The sequence below is a fragment of the Mesorhizobium sp. M1006 genome (assembly GCF_040318825.1).
Classification (GTDB): Bacteria; Pseudomonadota; Alphaproteobacteria; order Rhizobiales; family Rhizobiaceae; genus Mesorhizobium.
Genome location: NZ_JAMYMZ010000080.1, coordinates 1 through 17,197, shown reverse-complemented (window position 1 = coordinate 17,197; position 17,197 = coordinate 1). Strand labels below are relative to the sequence as shown.

Below are 17,197 nucleotides of genomic sequence, written 5' to 3'. Positions count from 1 at the left end.
CTGGCGCGCATTGTTGTGCCAATGCTGCAGGCATGGAGTGGTATCCGATACCAAATCGCAGAGCTGAGCAAGCAGCTGGCAGCGATGGCGCGTAACGACCAGCATTGCCGTCTGCTCATGTCAGTGCCCGGTGTAGGCACCGTCACAGCCACCGCCTTTGCCGCAGCGGTGGAGGATCCGGCCAACTTCAGGAACTCGCGCGCCGTGGGCGCATGGGTGGGCCTGACCCCGAGGCGCTACCAGTCCGGCGAGGTCGATAATGATGGTCATATCTCGCGCCGTGGCGACAGTCAGTTGCGCGGACTGCTATATGAGGCGGCCGCGGTCATCCTGAACCGGTCGACGGATACCAGCATCCTGCGAACCTGGGCGTTGGAGCTGAAAGATCGGCTCGGCTTCAAGCGAGCGGCCGTGGCCCTGGCGCGCAAGCTGGCAGTCATCATGCATGCGATGCTCCGGACGGGCGAGTTGTTCGATCCGCACGGAGGAAAACCCGCCGCTGTCTGATCCTGCAGACGTTTAGCTACGACCATTCTTCAGGCCATTCCACCGATAGCGTTCTTACAGGACGCACCGAGTCGTCCCTGCCGGGACGTGGCTGAGATCATTCCGCGAAGCGGGAAGCAACTGCCTCGTTTAGCAGATTGCGTAACGAACATAGGAAGATCTCACCTGCGAAACTCATCCTGCGGCGATCATCGCGTCGACCGCGTAGACGACCCTGTACCCGGCATTCGGACGAACGAGAATCGACAGAAAGGACGACGGCCTTGCACTCACCCCCTTGACGGTCGAGCGATTAGACGACCCGCTGCGCTGGAGGGGCGCCTGCGGTTGAGGTAGAGATCAAGAACCGGTCGTCGCGCTCGCGTTGAGCGTCGTTCGGCTCGAGCAGAGCATGGCGGGCTTCTTCAACAAGGAGCCTGACCATGCACCATCCTATTCTCGATGCCCGGATCAGCCCGCTGCGCCAGCGGCTGATCGACGACATGAACATGCGGCGTTTCTCACGCGAGACGCAGCGCAAGTATCTCCGCGATATCGGACGCTTGGCGACATTCCTCGGGCGTTCACCAGACACAGCGACCGCCGACGACCTACGTCGGTTTCAGATCGAGCAGCAGGAAGACGGCGTTCCCGTGCCGACGATGAACAGCATCGTGTCGGCACTGCGCTTCTTCTTCACCCAAACGCTCGACCGCCCGGACCTGGCGCGTCGGCTCGTCCGGCTGGCGCATCCGCGCAACCTGCCCGTGGTGCTCAGCCGCGACGAGGTGGCCCGGCTGCTCAACGCCACCACCTGCCTCAAGCACCAGGCCGCATTGTCAGTCGCCTATGGCGCGGGCCTGCGTGTCGCCGAGGTGTCGATGCTGAAGGTTGCCGACGTCGACAGCGAGCGCATGCTGCTGCGCGTCGAGCGTGGCAAGGGCGGGCGCTATCGCAACGCCATGCTCTCGGAGGACCTGCTCACGCTTCTGCGTGAGTGGTGGAAGGTCGGACGTCAGCAGGGCGTGATGCACCGCGACGGCTGGCTGTTCCCCGGACAGCACGCGATGAAGCCGATCAGCACGCGGCAGCTCTATCGCATCGTCGTCGAGGCAGCCCAGGCCGCCGACATCGCCAAGCGGGTCGGGCCGCACACGCTGCGCCACAGCTTCGCCACCCACCTGCTGGAGGACGGCACCGACATCCGCATCATCCAGGTCCTGCTCGGGCATGCCAAGCTCAACAACACCGCCCTTTACGCGAAGGTGGCGACCCGCACGGTGCGTGCCGTGACGAGCCCGCTCGACAAACTCGGGCTGTTCAAGCCGGGAGAGGTCTCGCCCGACATCTGAGCCGTGCGCGCCTCGATCGAGGTCGCCGACATCTTCCGTGCTGCCGGACCCGCCTATCGGGCCGCCCATGCAGGTCATCTGAGCCTCGCCCAGCTCAAGGTCATGTCGGCGATCGAACAGTGTCGCACCGCTGCATTGGGTGGTCATGTCGAAGCCTGTGCGGACTGCGGCCAATGGCGGATCGCCTATAACTCCTGCCGCAACCGGCACTGCCCGAAGTGCCAGGGCGCGGCCGCACGGACGTGGTTGGCCGAGCGTGAGGCCGACCTGCTGCCGGTCGGCTACTTCCATGTCGTGTTCACGCTGCCCGCCGAGGTCGCCGACATCGCGTTCCAGAACAAGGCGCTCGTCTACGACCTGCTGTTCAAGGCGGCAGCGGAGACGATGCTGACGATCGCTACGGATCCGAAGCATCTCGGCGCGCGCATCGGCATCACCGCCGTCTTACACACATGCGGATCGGCGATGACGCACCATCCGCATGTCCACATGATCGTGCCGGGCGGCGGCATCGCGCCGGACGGAAGCCGATGGATCTCGTCGCGCCCGGCCTTCCTGCTCCCGGTGAGGATTCTCGGCAAGCTGTTCCGCCGCCTGTTTCTCACCCGGCTGGTCGCGCTGCACGAGGCGGGCCGGCTCAGCTTCTTCGGGTCGATCGCGCACCTGATCAAGCGGCGGGCATTCCTGCGCCATCTTGCTCCCATCCGGAAGAAGCGCTGGGTGGTCTATGCCAAAGCGCCGTTCGCGGGACCGGAGGCGGTACTCGCCTATCTGTCGCGCTACACTCACCGGGTCGCGATTTCGAACAGCCGGCTGATCGCCTTCGACAAGAGCGGCGTCACCTTCCGCTACAAGGACTACCGCCGCGACGGCGCCGATCGTCAGCAGGTCATGGTGCTCGCGACCGACGAGTTCATTCGCCGCTTCCTGCTTCATGTCCTGCCACGCGGCTTCCATCGCATCCGGCACTACGGCCTGCTCGCCGGTTCCGCTCGCAAGGCCAGCCTCGCGCTGGCGCGCGAACTGCTGGGCGTCGCCGCGCCGCCCGACCCCGGCGACCCCGATGAACCGGACGACTTTCACCCGCCATGCCCCTGCTGTGGCGGACGCATGATTGTCATCGAGGTGTTCGAACGGTGGAAGCAGCCGCGTGGACCGCCGGATGCGCCGACGACAAACCGGCAGAAGTGTCCATGACCCGGCATGGCATGCTCCAGCCTTCAGCCGCAGGCACTCAGCCTCCGGCAACGGACCCACGCGTGTCCATGGTGATCATCGACGCCGAACGGGTCGCGTCCGGCCGCGCGCCGAGCCGAGAATACCGCGTGGCTGAAAGGCGAAGCGGTCCGTCCGCATCAAACCCGCCGCTTGCCGACGGCGGTCACGCCGTCGCCGACACCAGCCGCAAATCGAAATCCCCATAGCCATCGACTGTGGCCCACGGGTTCCTTCCTCGGGGACTTTCGTACGCCTGCCGGCGCCCGAAACTCTTCACGAAGGACTTTCGTACGCCTGCCGGCGCCCGAAACTCTTCACGAAAGCCGTCGGTCCACTTTGGGTAACTACAGGCGCATAAGCGGACATTGCCTGGGTGGCGGCCCCCGGGTTTGACCCATTCCAGACATTCGGCCCCCTTTTCGCGAAGGACGGTCAATTCGACATCGCCTTTTTCTACGGAAACACAGGGTTCTCCCCAAGCGACACTGCCAGCGCGCCCATCAAGAAGCTGACACTAAACTTCGCGCCTACGCACAAGCGCAAGGCTGGTGGGCTGCCCTTTTAAAGGATGAACCTCGTTCCACTCTAAATCGCCGTGATCGGCGTCCTAATGCTCGCCACGCCGTCTGGCGCTTCCGGCAGCACGATATGATCGGCATGGCCGCCTGCCTGCTGATGGCCATTCTAGCGGTCGTGGTGCTGGTGCCCGGATAGCCCGCTGCCGGGGGTGACACAGGGCGCCTCGCGCGACTTCGACTCGCGTATAAGCCGGACACCCTATGGCTCCGCGGCGCCAAATGTATTAGACTGATCTCATATACGTCCATCCGCGGGCGAGCGCGCCCGGAGGGTTAGACGATGACGGTCTACAGGCGATTGTTGCTGGCGAGGGCCTTCCCGATCCGGGTCAGGCTTTTCGAAACCGGTTGGCTTCGGCTTGTCAGTCGGGCTGTGGTCGTTGCTTTCATTTCTTGGTTTGCCGTCGGTGCGGTGACGGCCGGGCCGCTCAACGACGCTGCTCGGGAGGGCGACGCCGGAAAGGTTGCCGAACTCCTGGCACAAGGCGCCAATGTGAACGATCGCGACGAGAGCCGTCAGACCCCGCTGATCGATGCGGCGCTTGCCGGCAAGACCGAGGTCGCCATTGCGTTGATCGGGGCCAAGGCGGACATCGAAGCCCGCAACGATCGCGGCTTCACCGCGCTACATGCGGCAGCCTACTCAGGAAGCCTGGACATCGCAAAATTGCTGCTCGACCACGGGGCCGAGGTCGACGCGTTGAGCACGCACAAGATCACGCCGCTGCATGTGGCAGCAGAAGAGAACCAGACGGCCATCGCGGAGCTGTTGATCTCGCACGGCGCACAGGTCGAGGCAATCCAGGAATACGGGTACACGCCTCTCAGCCGCGCGACATTCTATCAGAGCACCGACGTGATGGTTTTGCTCAAGAAGCACGGCGCAAAATGCCAACCCAAGGAAACGATGGGGTCGTCGTACAAGGTGTGCATCGCCCTCGGCAACTGACATCGAGAAAGGCTACTGGAGGAGAACATGACAGAGAACCGTTCCAGAACGTTTGACAGTTTGCTTTGCGCGGGAGTAGCCGCCGCCTCCCTCCTCCTCTTCGGCACCGGTGGATCCCACGCCGGCGACGGAGTGAACACCGGATACTTCGGCAATGTCGCCATCCTGGGTTATGATCCGGTAGCATATTTCACCGACGGTCGCGCGACGATGGGTTCGCCCAAGATCTCGAGGAAGTGGCTCGGAGCAACGTGGTACTTCGCCAGCGTCCAACACCGGGATGCCTTTGTTTCCGAGCCGGTGCGCTATGCCCCTCAGTTCGGCGGCTTCTGCACCGGGGGAATGTCAGTTAAGGAGGCATCCGCGAACCTTGACCCGGAAGCCTTCCGCATCGTCAATGGCAAGCTCTTCCTGTTCTCCGGAAAGGAGGGCCTGGAGGAAGACTTCGATGCCAACCCGGCGCCTGTCATTGCGAAAGGGGAAGCCGAATGGCCCGCAGTGGAGGCGAAGGAATTCGAGGCTAGAGCGGCGGCCAACTAGCTCCGGCGCGATGTCGTGAGCCCGCAAGTTGAATGGCGCCCGTCACGGAGACACCGAGAAATACCAGACTGTGACGGAGTCCGGCCAAGCGTACTCGTCCTGCGTATCGCTGCTCCCTTGGGGATTGCGATAGACCGGGGCGCAGAACTTGCGGCCGAGCAAGGTCGCGGTGGATTGCGTGCAGAAGAGGTCGCCATCCACGCTGGACGTGCCGGTGATGATGCTGCTTTGCGAGCTCAGTGCGACATCTCCATTTGCGCTCAGCTCCATGACGAAGGCTGCGCCATTGTGTTGATGTCCTACCCATGTCCGATCGCCCGTTAGGGCTCGGATCGCGGCGGCGCCCAGGCGGTCCTCCTCCCGCCCGCGAAAATCGAAGCTCCGCTCCGGAATCCCCGCGGCGCGAAGCGCCCCCAGCCGGTGATCGAGGTCCTCTTGCCGCCGATGGTGGGCGTAAACGACACGATAACCAGCGAGGTTCTGTTCGGGTATCTCTTTCAGGATTGATGCAGCCGCATCGTGCGCCTCGGCCATGCGGCCAAGCCGCGCATTTGCCATGGCCAGCGTTTCGAGACCAAGGTCGCTGCGCTCTCCCGGCTGGACCTTGCTCAGCGCCTGCAAAGCCTTCTCGTACTGATGGTTCATGTAGAGCACGAAGCCGTAATAGTCGAAGACCTGAGCGCGCGGCTTGGGATCGAGCCGCAACACGCGTTCCATCGCTGCCAGCGCCTCCAGGTTCTGTCCTGCGTAGGTCAGCACGATCGCCCGATTGAGCTCCGCCTCCGCGCCGTTCGGGTCCAGCGCGACGGCTTTCTGGACCGACGCGATCGCCTGGTCCCATTCGCCGTCCAGCATCTGCAGGATGCCGAGCACGGCATAGGCGCGCGCAGATTGCGGATTGAGCTCCAGCGCCCGCCCTGCCGCTTCGTAGGAGCGCTGGCGAGCGACGGCGCTGAGCATGAGCACCTGGTAGTCGAAGCCGAGCACGTCCACCGTGGCGCGGGCATAGCCCGAGTAAGCATCTGCAAACGTAGGATCGAGCTTGATCGCCTTTTGATACAGGGACAGGGTCTCTCCGAGAGACCTGTTGTCGACCACATAAACCTTCTGCTCGGCTCGGGTGTAGAAATCGTATGCCTCCAGGCTTCGCGTGGGGAGGCGAGCAATCTGCGCGCGTTCGCCTTCCGTCAGACGCACCGAAAGTGCCTCAACGATACGCCCGATCACTTCGTCCTGAAGTGCAAATATCCTGGAGTAGTCGCGGTCGTATCGCTCGGCCCAGATGTTGCTCCCCGTTTGGGCATCGATGAGCTGGACATTGATGCGGACTAGATCTTCCTCCCGCCGGACGCTGCCCTCGACCACGTAACGGACGTTCAACTGCGCCGCGATCTCGTCGACGTCGAGGGATCGATCCTTGAAGGAGAACGCGGAGTTGCGTGCGATGACGAGGAGCCCCGAGATCTTCGAGAGATCGGTGATGAGATCGTCTGCGAGCCCTTCCGCAAAATAATCCTGGCCTGCCTTCTCGCTAAGATCGGTAAACGGTAGCACGGCGATGGAGGGCTTGCCGACCGACGAACCGACCGGGGTGGAACCGTGACCGGGCAGCAGGGCAATCGCTTGCGGCCAGAGAATCACCGCAATCCCCGCTATCAGAGCCAGAACGAGCACCGTGGCGCCGATCACAGGCCATCGCCGAGAGCGCGACTTATTGGCTCCTGCGGTCTGTTCCAGCAGAACCCGATAGGCGCGGACCCGCTCTGGAATGTTCTTGAGACGCTGTTCGCCGAGTGACTTGAAGGTCAGGCCGAGCTTGTTGTGAGCCTGATCGTAGGCCGTTCCCGAGATGACGATGCCGCCAGGATCGCTCAGCCCTTCCAGCCGGGCCGCGATGTTGACGCCGTCGCCGTAGAAGTCGTCCTTGTCAGGGATCACGTCACCAAGGTTGATCCCGATGCGGAACACGATCCGGGTATCTTCGGGAAGACCGAGGTTCTGCTGCGCGGTGACCCGTTGGATCTCAACGGCGCATGCTACGGCATCGACGACGCTCTCGAACGCGACCAAAGCGCCGTCGCCCATGAGCTTGACGATGCGGCCATGGTAGCCCTCGATCGCGGGTTCGATGAATTCGCGCCGGAGCGCCTTGAGCCGCGAGAGTGTGCCCGTCTCGTCCAGCCCCATCAGCCGGCTGTACCCCACCACGTCGGCGGCGAGGATAGCGACCAGCTTCCGTTCGAGATGTTGAACCTGTTCCACTGGGCAGAATTATAAGGAAAGCCCAATGGCAAGACCATACATACTTAGCAGCCAACACCCGTTTCTCCGATGAGGTACGTTACAAAATCGGCTACGGGCGTTCGCCTTGAATTCCGAAAAGGTGATCTTCGACGGAATGTCGGCTCATGGTGCAACCGCGACCTACAGCGTATTCGCCGACGTCAGACTTTCGGGCGACGGCAAAGCTTGCCCCTACGGCCGACAATTGCTGAAGATCCTATGGGGATGGAAGGCGACAGAGTGAAGTCGCCAAACATCACCTGGAGGTCAGCATGCAAGCCAACACCACCAAAGCCCCGGCCGCTATCCGCGTCGATCTTGCCGCAATATTTGTCTCGTTAGAACTGTCTCGTTCAAAATGGCTCGTGACTTCGCTTTCGCCAGGTGGGGGCGAGAGAATGTCGAGACACCTCGTGCCGGGGGGCGACATTCCGGGTTTGCTCGATCATTTCGCAGAGCTGCAACGAAAGGCGGAAGTGCGGACAGGGCGGCGTTTCCGGGTCATATCAATCCAGGAAGCTGGTCTGGATGGATTCTGGATACATCGGGTCCTCGAACGCGAAGGCATCGAGAGTTATGTCGTGGACCCGGCATCCATTGCCACATCGCGTCGCCGCCGGCGGGCCAAGACCGACAGGATTGATGGGGAAGCACTGGTTCGAGCGTTGTTGGCCTACAACCGCGGCGAGCCTCGGGTTTGCGCGATGTTGCGAGTGCCAACGCCGGAGGAGGAAGACCGTCGCCGGTTGGTGCGGGAGCGGAAGGCGCTGACGAACGAGCGGATCAGGCACGTCAACAGGATAAAGGGCCTTTTGTTCAGCCAAGGTGTGTCCGGATACGAACCGTTGAAAGGCGATCGACGCAGATGCCTCGACGCGCTCATTACCGGAGATGGGCGTCCACTGCCGCCAGCGCTCATGGCGCAGATCAGCCGCGAGCTTGATCGCATCGAGTTGCTGATCCAGCAGATCAAGGATGTTGAAGAGGCACGCGACGCCTTGCTCGCGGCAGATGAGCCAACACCGGCCCTGCTGCTCAGCCTCAAGGGAATAGGTCCGGAGTTCGCGGCCGTCCTGTGGTCTGAGGGATTGTCGCGCAAGTTTGACAATCGACGACAGGTTGCCGCCTACGCTGGGTAAGCCAGAGCTCGCTTGAGGCCAATTCGGTGCCTCTCCCCACAGGGCGCCATTTCCGTTAGGATGCTCCGAGATGGCGGGAGGTATGACCTGGATCGCGTTCACCGTAGAATGGCTACCATCCTTGCTGCCGACGCAGTTGGCTACAGCCGGCTGATTGGCAGAGACGAGGAAGGGACACTTGCCACCCTGCGGACGCATCGTCAGATCATTGACCGACTGATAGAGGAACATCAGGGACGGGTGTTCGGGAGCGCTGGGGACAGCGTCATCGCCGAGTTCGCAAGCCCCGTCGAGGCGCTTCGATGCGCCACTGAAATCCAGTTCCAAGTCGGCAGACAAAATGCTGAGCTGCCCGAGTCGAGCCGCCTGCGCTTTCGCATCGGCATCAATCTCGGCGATGTTGTCGTAGAGGGCGACAATCTCATGGGCGACGGTGTGAACGTCGCCGCCCGTCTGGAGGCGCTGTCACCTCCAGGTGGAATATGCATTTCGGAAGCGGTCTACACGCAGGCCCGCGATCGGCTCTCGCTCGAATTCGTCGATCTTGGCGAACAAAGGTTGAAGAACATCGCCCGGCCTGTGCACGCGTACCGCGTGCCTCTCGCTTCAGAGGAGCAGGTCACGTCGCCTTTTCGAGGTCTCAACCCCTTCGAGTTCGAAAACGCCGACCTCTTCTTTGGCCGAGCTCGGGCGACTGCTGCCTGCATCGAACGCCTGGAGCAGCAGGCCGCCAACGGCAAGGCATTCCTGCTCATCTATGGTATGAGCGGTTCCGGCAAGTCTTCTCTCCTTCGAGCAGGGCTGCTGCCTTCCATCACTCGAACCGGTGCAGCGGCTGGCATCAAGTTTTGGCGCCGCTGCCTAATCCGCCCTTCCGACGCCCCTGATGCGGTCGCCTCGCTGGCCGCTGGGCTGCTTCGCGAAGGCGCCCTGCCGGAGCTGGCTTGCGAACCGGCAGCGCTGGCTCAACTCTGTCGGAGTTCGCCTGATCGAGCTCTGGCGCTCGTCCGCCAGGCTCACGCCAAAGCGGCGGCCGCCGCAGGTTCAGCCTCCTCACAAGTGCGATTGGTAGTGGCGATCGATCAGATGGAGGAGCTGTTCACGACGGAGCCGGCATCGCGCGAAGTGCTAGTACGGCTCCTCGCGGCACTCGCCAGCAGCGGACTGGTCTGGGTGATCGCGACGATCCGATCGGATTTCTTTCATCGTTGCGGCGAGGTCCCCGGTTTCTGGGCACTCAAGGATGGCCTCGGCAGCTATGAACTCCTGCCGCCGACCGGCGCTGAGATCGCCCAGATCATCCGCGAGCCGGCACGCACCGCCAGGCTGCGCTACGAGGAGACAGCCGAACGGGGCCGGCTGGATGATGTCCTGCAGGAGGCAGCAGCTGCTGATCCTAGATCTTTGCCGCTTCTCGAATTTGTGCTCGACGCTCTGTACGATGCGGGGCGAGAGCGCCGGATCCTCACCTTTGCTGCGTATCAGGCACTTGGCGGCTTGGAAGGGGCGATCGCGCGCCGCGCTGACGAAGTCGTAGACGCTCTCCCGCCGGACATCCAGGAGGAGCTACCAGTCGTATTGCGTGCCCTCACCACGGTGCGCCCAAGCGATGAGGCAGTTGCGGCGCGTCCGGCCTTGCGCGCGGAAGTCACGGGCACGCCTCAACGATTGGCTCTCGTTGAGGCCTTGGTCGCCGCTCGCCTTCTCGTCAGTGATGAGGATGCCGCAGGCCACGTCTACGTGCGCGTGGCACACGAAGCTTTGTTGAGCCGCTGGCCGCGCGCTAGCGACATTGTCAATGCGAACCGGAGCTTCCTCGAGACCCGCGCTCGGGTCGCGGCTGACGCCAACCGCTGGCATGCCGACAACCGGAACCGGGAGCTTCTCCTGCCGTCCGGCAAGCGGCTCGCCGAGGGCGAGGAATTGCTGCAGTCGAGACGGGTAGAAGTCGACGATCAGATCGTCGACTACATTGAGACGTCTTCGCGTGCTGAGGCGGATAGAGACGAGAAGGACAGGCAGGCAGAGCGGGCACTCATCGAGGCGGCTGAAGCAGCAAAGCGCGAGCGCCTGGAGCGCGAGGCCGAGCGCCGCAGCCTTGCGGCCGCGGCTGCGAGCCGGCTCGCGCGACGCACGCGCTATGCGGCCATCGTCGCCACGGCGCTGGCCCTTATGGCCAGCGCAGGCGCGTTCTTCGGGTTCAGAGCACAACAGGCAGCAACACGGCAAGCCGAGTTGGCGATGGCCGCCAAAAAGGGGGCCCTTGAGGCGCGCGATCAGGCGCTGCGCAATCAGTCTCTTTCGCTTTCGTTTCTTTCGCAGCAGATCGCGGCGAGCGGCGATACGGAGGCCGCGATCCTGTTGGCGCTGGAGGCGCTGCCGAAGAGCGGATCGGGAGCCGCGCGGCCAAATCTCTTTGAAGCAGAGGCCGCACTTTTCAACGCTCTGTTGGCACACCGCCAAACGGCGGTGTTCAAACACGACGCCGGAGTGACGCAGGCAGCCTTCAATCGAACCGGCGATCGCATCGTCACTGCATCCTACGATAAGACCGCGCGCATTTGGGATGTCGCGAATGGTAAAGAGATTGCAATCCTGAAGGGCCACGAGGGACCTGTGGAGAGAGCCGGATTCAGTCCGGACGGACGCCGGGTCATTACAGCGGCAAGGGACGGGACCGCGCGCATCTGGGATGCCGACTCTGGAGCGCAGCTTTTTGTTCTTCAGCCGGTAGGCGGCTCCTTTCCTACAGCAGCCTTTGACCCTAGCGGCGAGCGCGTGCTGACCGCGGCCGGAAACAATCAGGCTTCGCTTTGGGACCCGCGAACTGGAACGAAGATCCTGAGCGTAGACAGCCGTGGAGACGGATTGGCTGGCTTCAGCCCGGATGGTCGCAGCTTTGCGACCTCAGAAGGACAGACCGTTTTCATCTGGAATGCGAAAGATGGCGCGCTGATCCATCAATGTTTTATTGGCAGCTTTGCATCCAAGCTCACATTCAGCCCGGATGGAAGTCGGCTGTTGGTAGGCACGTGGTACACAGTTTCATTTGACAGTGTCCCCGCGCTTTGGGACCCATCGAACGGAACCGAAATCGCAAGGCTCCTTGGCCACAAGAGCGACACCCAATTACAAGGCGCAACGTTCAGTCACGACGGCCGCCGAATTGCAACGGTATCACTCGATGGTAGCGCGCGTCTCTGGGACGGAAACTCTGGAGGGCTAATTGACGTGCTCGGCCAAGAGTCCCCGAACTTGAAACAGAGTGACGCCGGGGACGACCGTGATCAGGAAATGAACAGCGCTTTCAGCCCCGACGATCGCCTCCTGGCCACCGCTTCCATAAACGGTCCGTTACGCATTTGGGACGTCGGTCGAGCGTCGCTGTTCGCCACCATCGCTGGCCATCGTGCCTTGATCGAGCACCTTGAGTTCGACCCAGTCGGTAGCAATATTCTTCTCACGGCTTCACATGATGGCACCGCTCGCCTCTGGGACGTCGACGGAATTCTGACGACTACCCTGTCCAACGCAAATCGTCCCACCTTCGCGGTGTTCAGTCCCGACAATATGCATCTTCTGACTGGAGGCGGGGACAGCGCTGTGCACCTTTGGGATGTGGTAACCGGTCGCAAGCTGGCCGACCTCGATACGCACGAAATCGTCCAGAACGCAATGTTCAGCCCCGATGGAAGTCGCATTGCAACTGCATCCCTCGCGGGCCGAGTCCTCATCTTGGACGTCGCGAGCAGGAGCGAGATCGCACGGCTCAAATTTCCAGGCGGGCTGTTTCAAATTCAGTTCAGTCCGAAAGGAGACCTCCTGGAGGCGAGTTCGACCGACGGCACCGCGCGGTTGTGGAATGCGGCGACTGGCGCCGAGGTCTCCACTATCCAAACAAGTGCGCAGGTTGTTTTCGACCCGGACGGCGATCTCGTCCTCGCCGCGACCAGCGACAACGCCGCGCACCTGTTGAAAACGGACGGGACCGAACTGAAGAAACTGGTCGGGCATGAGGGTCGAATAACCGGGGCAACGTTCAGTCCGGACGGCCAACTGGTCGCCACGGCCTCGCTCGACCACAGCGCGCGGATCTGGACAGTCAAGGACGGGAGCACCCTCGCCATCCTGAGTGGTCACCGCGATGAGCTCACCGAAGTCGAGTTCAGCTCGGATGGTCAGTCGCTTCTGACTGCCTCACGCGACGGCACCGCACGAATCTGGAGCGTCCTGGACAGAAAGGAAAGGGTCGTTCTCAGGGGGCACACCGGCGCAGCGACCAGTGCGCAATTCAGTCCTAACGGGCACTATGTCCTGACAGCCTCAACTCAGGACGGCACGGCCCGGCTCTGGGACGCGCGGACAGGACGCGAGATGGCAGTGCTTGCCAGTTCGAAGGATGAGCACAAGCGGCCGGCACCGATACGCGCGGCCTTCAATTCAGATGGAACGAGGGTCGTGATCGTGCCCTATGATGAAGACGTTCGCCTCATACGGGTTTTTCAGACACCCGAAGATCTCATCGATTTCGCGAAGCAAACTGTTCCACGCGAACTGACCGCGTGCGAACGGCGTCGCTTCTTCCTTCCCGTCGAAAGCGACCTTGGTGATTGTCCAAGCTGATGTCGCCCAAAGTCCATCGCCGGTGACGCTATCTCGACTGCTACGCCGTAGCCGCCGCAATCGCACTGCTTCCATAGTTTTGCGGGGGGAGCAGTACGCGAGTGGCCGCGCTACTTCCCTCGCTTTTCGATCTTTAGGTTTGGGAGGTCGGGTCGCTTGGATTCCACCCCGGTCTCCTTCAAGGCCGTGTATTCCACTTTTTGAGTTTTGAGTAGCTTCTCTGTTTTGGCGCGCTCCTTGTTGAGAGCGTTCTGACCTTTGACCTTGGGCATCCGTCCTCCATTTGGTTCACTGTCGTTCGCCAGAAAATATTATTGCCAGCGATATCGCGCGAGATGTCAGCTCTGAGGCCGCGGCAGAGGCCTCCGAGGGCGTTATGGGGGAAAGAAATTCGCCCTTCCCTGCCCCACAATGCGACGCCGATTTCACGCCCCTGCCTGCGATCGCGACGACTGAAATGGGGCCGTTTGCGGACTGTCCGTTTTCGGGATGGCGAGATTAGAAAGCGGATCGACGCGTATCGCGGACCGCAACGCGCCAGCGCCGGAGATAGCGCCTGATGATCTTCAGTTGCTCTGTATGTGCGACTGGAATACTGGAATGCACTATCGCCCGGTTGGGTGGCAGGGCAACTTGCTAGCCGCCCTGCCACCTGGAGGAACAGTCATCGACGCGGCCGGCTCAGCCCGCTTTGCTGAGTTGGAGTTCGTCGCTAAGCGCGCGCTCGTTGGGATCGATCGGACCCAGGTTCTTGACGACCCGGAATCGACCGCCCTGCGCCTGCGCGATGTACATGTTCATGCGAACATGGTGCTGGCCGGGGACCATTTCGGCCGGGCCACCTGGTCCCTCGCTGATCCGCGAGTGATCGAGCGCCCGGATGACCGTATCACGCTCGACCGTGCCGGCCTCATTGACAGCCGCTTCCCACATCTTGATCGCCCGGTAGTGGCCGGTGCAGCCGCTGCCCGCGGTCAACATGGCGCTGCCGGGGAAACGGTCCTGGTAGCGACGCAAGAGCGCGCGGCCAAACGGATCCTCGAGTTCCCGATAGTAGTCGAGGCAGCTGTAGAGGCCCTCGATCTGCTCGGACGGCACGAGATTGAAGAAGTTCTCGTCGAAGTAGGTGCAGATGATCTTGCCGCCCCGCTTGCCGAAACCGGCCTTGTGCAGTTCTTCGAGGAACGGAGTCAAGCCCGGCGGGACGAGGGTGTTGAAAACCACGTCGGTGCCGCTCGCCATGATCTGCTCGACCGTCCGCCGGAAATCGACTGTATCGAGCGGGAAATACTCCTCGCCGACGACCTCGCCGCCATTGGCGCGCACCACCCGGCTCGCGGCCTTGTTCAGCAGATGGGGCCAGATGTAGTCGGCAGAAGGCAGGTAGAACTTCTTCGCCCCGGTGCTCTTCATGAACCAAGGGATCAGCGGCTCGACCTGCTGCGCGGGCACTGGACCCGTACAGAAGATCAGGGGATCGTTTTCCTGTCCCTCGTACTGCTCGGTGTAGATGTAGAGCGTCCTGCCGCGTGCGACCGCTTCGCTCTTGATGGCCTGGCGGGTCGAGCTGTAGATGCCGCCGACGACCAGATCGACCTTGTCGACGTCTATCAGTTTTGCAGTCCTTGCCTTGGCGGCACTGTCGTTGGTCTCGCCATCCTCGATGACAAGCTCTAGCGGCCGGCCGAGCAAACCGCCTTTGGCATTGATGTCGTCGACGAGCATGGTGGTGAGGTTTGCGTTGGCGATGCCCATGAAGGACAACGGGCCGGTGAGTTCGGCGACAAGGCCGATCTTGATGGGTTTCGGATCCATTTGATTTCTCCAAATCTGGGGGTTCGTCGGGGGGGCGCCGCCGCCGGGCGGCAGGCGGCGCGCAGTGCGGGATCTCAGGCCTCGTAGTGGCCGAGCAGCAGTGCCGCCTGCGGCTTGCCGACGTGGCCGGCTTCCTGCAGGATCGCGGGCACCTCCGGATCCGACACGAAATTCTTCCAGCCCTCGGCGTCCCAGTCGAAGATCGCCCAGATGCGGTCGGGCTCGCTGGGGTCGCGGAAGACGGTTGCGCCGTTCGAGCCGTGCAGCCGGCGCTTGTCGGCGCCCTTGGTCGAAAAGATGCGGATGAAGCGGTCGACGTCCGCCACCTTGGTCGTTGCGAGAAGCATCTGATTTCCTCCTGTCGGTCGCGGCCACCATCGGTCCGTCGACAGGATCACGATGCGCGCCCCGGAGCGGGCGCACATGGGGTGTATTCCCTATGCCTGCGTCTCGCCCGGCCGGACAAGGCCATGCTCGACCGCGTAGAGTGCCGCGGCGGCGCGGGTGGTCACGCCGATCTTGGCATAGACGCTCTGGATATGGTGGTCCGCCGTCTTGGGCGAGATATCCAGCTTGCGCGCCGCTTCCTTCGCGGTAAGGCCGGCGGCGATCAGGCGCAGCACCTCGATCTCACGCGGCGTCATTCCGGCCAGCGGCCGGGGCGGCGCCCGGCGCGACGGCTGTCCGGCGAAGGACAGCACGGCCTCGGCGGCATCGGGGCAGATACAGCCCTCGCGAACGGCGGCGCGCAACTGCGTGGCCGCCGCCTCGCTGGACAACGCCTTGCGGTGCGGACGTTCCTCTCGCGACGTCTGGAAGGCTTCGGCGGCGGCCAGGATTCTTGCCGCCGGGGACAGGTCGGAGCCGTGGACCTTGCGGTGATAGCCCGAACCGTCCAGGCGTTCGTGATGGCGAAGCACGAGGGCGGCCATCGCCTCGCCCTCGCGGCCGAACGAGGCCAGCGCCCGCTCGCCATAATAGGCGTGCAACTGCGCCGCGTCGCGCTCGCGCACCGACAGCGGACCGTTGCGCATCCAGGTCGCCACCGGCACCACGAGTTCGCCTATGTCATGGATGCAGCCCGACCAGCGCAGCGCGCGGACGTCAGGGTCGGGCAGCCCGATCCGTTTCCCCGCACCCGTGGCCAGTTCCGACACCATCCTCGAATGGCCCTGCGTAAACGGCATGCGCATGTCGATCATGTCGGCGATGGCGAGGAACGCCTCATCGCAAGCCTCCTCATCCAGCGTCACCGGCGGATTGGGCTCAAGCGCCAAAATGGTCGCGCGGTCGACCGTCGCGCCGATGCCCCCCATCAGCGTCGGCGCGTTGGCCGAGACGAGCCGGGCCAGTTCCGCTTCATATGGGCCATCGCCGCGACTGGCGATGGTTTCGGCCATCCCTTCGATACCGACGGCATCGCAGAGCGCAATGGCATCCTGTGCCAATGTGATCAGGCGCACGGCTGGCAGGACATCCTCGCCGCTCAGCCCGCGCGGCAGGCCCTTGCCGTCCCAGCGTTCGTAGATCTGTCCAAGATTGCGTCGCATCTCCTCCGACAGGCCCAGCCGCTCGCCGATCCGTTGCGCGACCTCGCAATGCGCGGTCAGGACCGGGCGGGCCACGGCGATCGCCTGCGATAGCCCAGCCTCGATCGCCTTGGCCTGCGCGTCGGGCTCAAGATCGTAGTAGAGCCGCTTGAAAGCCTGGACGAAGACCCTGCCCAGCTCCGCCCGGTTGCCCATATCGAGACCGACAAGATCCTGGCGGAGCGCAATTTCGTCGCCGAAGGTGGCCGACAGGAGGTCCGTGTCCGCGTTGCAACCGACATAGCGGAGCATAGACTGGTGGTAGGCATTGCGCCGATCCTGCTCGGAAACGCCCGCAAGATCGGCAATCCGCATCGCAAGCACGCAGGATTTCAGTGCGAAGTCGCGAGAATGGCCGGTGGCAAGGTCCGAAGCATAAGCGAGGACCATCATGAAATCCGCCCGGCGGATCGAGACGTCTGTCATCGTCCACCTCCCAGTGGCTCTACGCTAGCCCCGCCTGCCGTTAATGCCTAGGGAAAAATCCCAACCCTGGTTGTGCTATCCGGCGAGAAACAGAATGTTCCGTTTGGGGCCGACGAACGAACATGAAGTAATCGCGGAAGCGGTGGCCACCTGAGATGTGGCGGCGATGTTCGAACATCTGGCCGGCTGGCTGTCCTCC

11 protein-coding genes and 1 pseudogene are annotated in these 17,197 nt (G+C 62.8%); 7 read left to right on the top strand and 5 right to left on the bottom strand.

The features are described 5' to 3' along the window. From NKH60_RS33220 to NKH60_RS33200, 5 genes are all read left to right on the top strand, one after another. Positions 1–507: IS110 family RNA-guided transposase (locus tag NKH60_RS33220; RefSeq protein WP_352874869.1), on the top strand; the 507-nt coding region annotated here is incomplete at its 5' end. Between the two features lie 422 nt (positions 508–929). Next, positions 930–1,838, top strand: coding sequence for a tyrosine-type recombinase/integrase (locus NKH60_RS33215; RefSeq protein WP_352874868.1), 909 nt, complete (start codon positions 930–932; stop codon positions 1,836–1,838). Between the two features lie 3 nt (positions 1,839–1,841). Beyond that, complete coding sequence (locus NKH60_RS33210; RefSeq protein WP_352874867.1) at positions 1,842–3,035, top strand: IS91 family transposase; 1,194 nt, start codon at positions 1,842–1,844, stop codon at positions 3,033–3,035. Between the two features lie 972 nt (positions 3,036–4,007). Further along, complete coding sequence (locus tag NKH60_RS33205; RefSeq protein ID WP_352618728.1) at positions 4,008–4,583, top strand: ankyrin repeat domain-containing protein; 576 nt, start codon at positions 4,008–4,010, stop codon at positions 4,581–4,583. A 27-nt stretch (positions 4,584–4,610) separates the two neighbouring features. Then, positions 4,611–5,123, top strand: a complete 513-nt coding sequence (locus NKH60_RS33200) for a YHS domain-containing (seleno)protein (RefSeq protein WP_352540684.1) — start codon at positions 4,611–4,613, stop codon at positions 5,121–5,123. Between the two features lie 42 nt (positions 5,124–5,165). Here NKH60_RS33200 and NKH60_RS33195 read toward each other — a convergent pair whose 3' ends face one another. Then, on the bottom strand, positions 5,166–7,385 hold the full coding sequence (locus NKH60_RS33195; RefSeq protein ID WP_352540683.1) for an adenylate/guanylate cyclase domain-containing protein: 2,220 nt from the start codon (positions 7,383–7,385) through the stop codon (positions 5,166–5,168). A gap of 293 nt (positions 7,386–7,678) precedes the next feature. On the opposite strand from NKH60_RS33195, the pseudogene NKH60_RS33190 reads away from it, so the two are divergent. Then, positions 7,679–8,542, top strand: a pseudogene (locus tag NKH60_RS33190) (IS110 family RNA-guided transposase); the annotation flags it as partial. A gap of 111 nt (positions 8,543–8,653) precedes the next feature. After that, on the top strand, positions 8,654–13,168 hold the full coding sequence (locus NKH60_RS33185; RefSeq protein ID WP_352618734.1) for an nSTAND1 domain-containing NTPase: 4,515 nt from the start codon (positions 8,654–8,656) through the stop codon (positions 13,166–13,168). Positions 13,169–13,278: 110 nt separating this feature from the next. On the opposite strand, the gene NKH60_RS33180 is transcribed toward NKH60_RS33185, so the two are convergent. From NKH60_RS33180 to NKH60_RS33165, 4 genes are all read right to left on the bottom strand, one after another. After that, positions 13,279–13,440 carry a hypothetical protein gene (locus tag NKH60_RS33180; RefSeq protein WP_352618737.1) on the bottom strand — a complete coding sequence of 54 codons (162 nt, stop codon included), beginning with the start codon at positions 13,438–13,440 and terminating at the stop codon, positions 13,279–13,281. A 409-nt stretch (positions 13,441–13,849) separates the two neighbouring features. Beyond that, positions 13,850–14,983 carry a substrate-binding protein gene (locus NKH60_RS33175; protein WP_352540681.1) on the bottom strand — a complete coding sequence of 378 codons (1,134 nt, stop codon included), beginning with the start codon at positions 14,981–14,983 and terminating at the stop codon, positions 13,850–13,852. A gap of 74 nt (positions 14,984–15,057) precedes the next feature. Then, positions 15,058–15,330: a hypothetical protein gene (locus tag NKH60_RS33170; protein WP_352851851.1), complete on the bottom strand. Its 273-nt coding sequence runs from the start codon at positions 15,328–15,330 to the stop codon at positions 15,058–15,060. Between the two features lie 90 nt (positions 15,331–15,420). Next, positions 15,421–16,998, bottom strand: a complete 1,578-nt coding sequence (locus tag NKH60_RS33165; RefSeq protein WP_352874864.1) for an HD domain-containing phosphohydrolase — start codon at positions 16,996–16,998, stop codon at positions 15,421–15,423. Positions 16,999–17,197 lie beyond the last annotated feature (199 nt).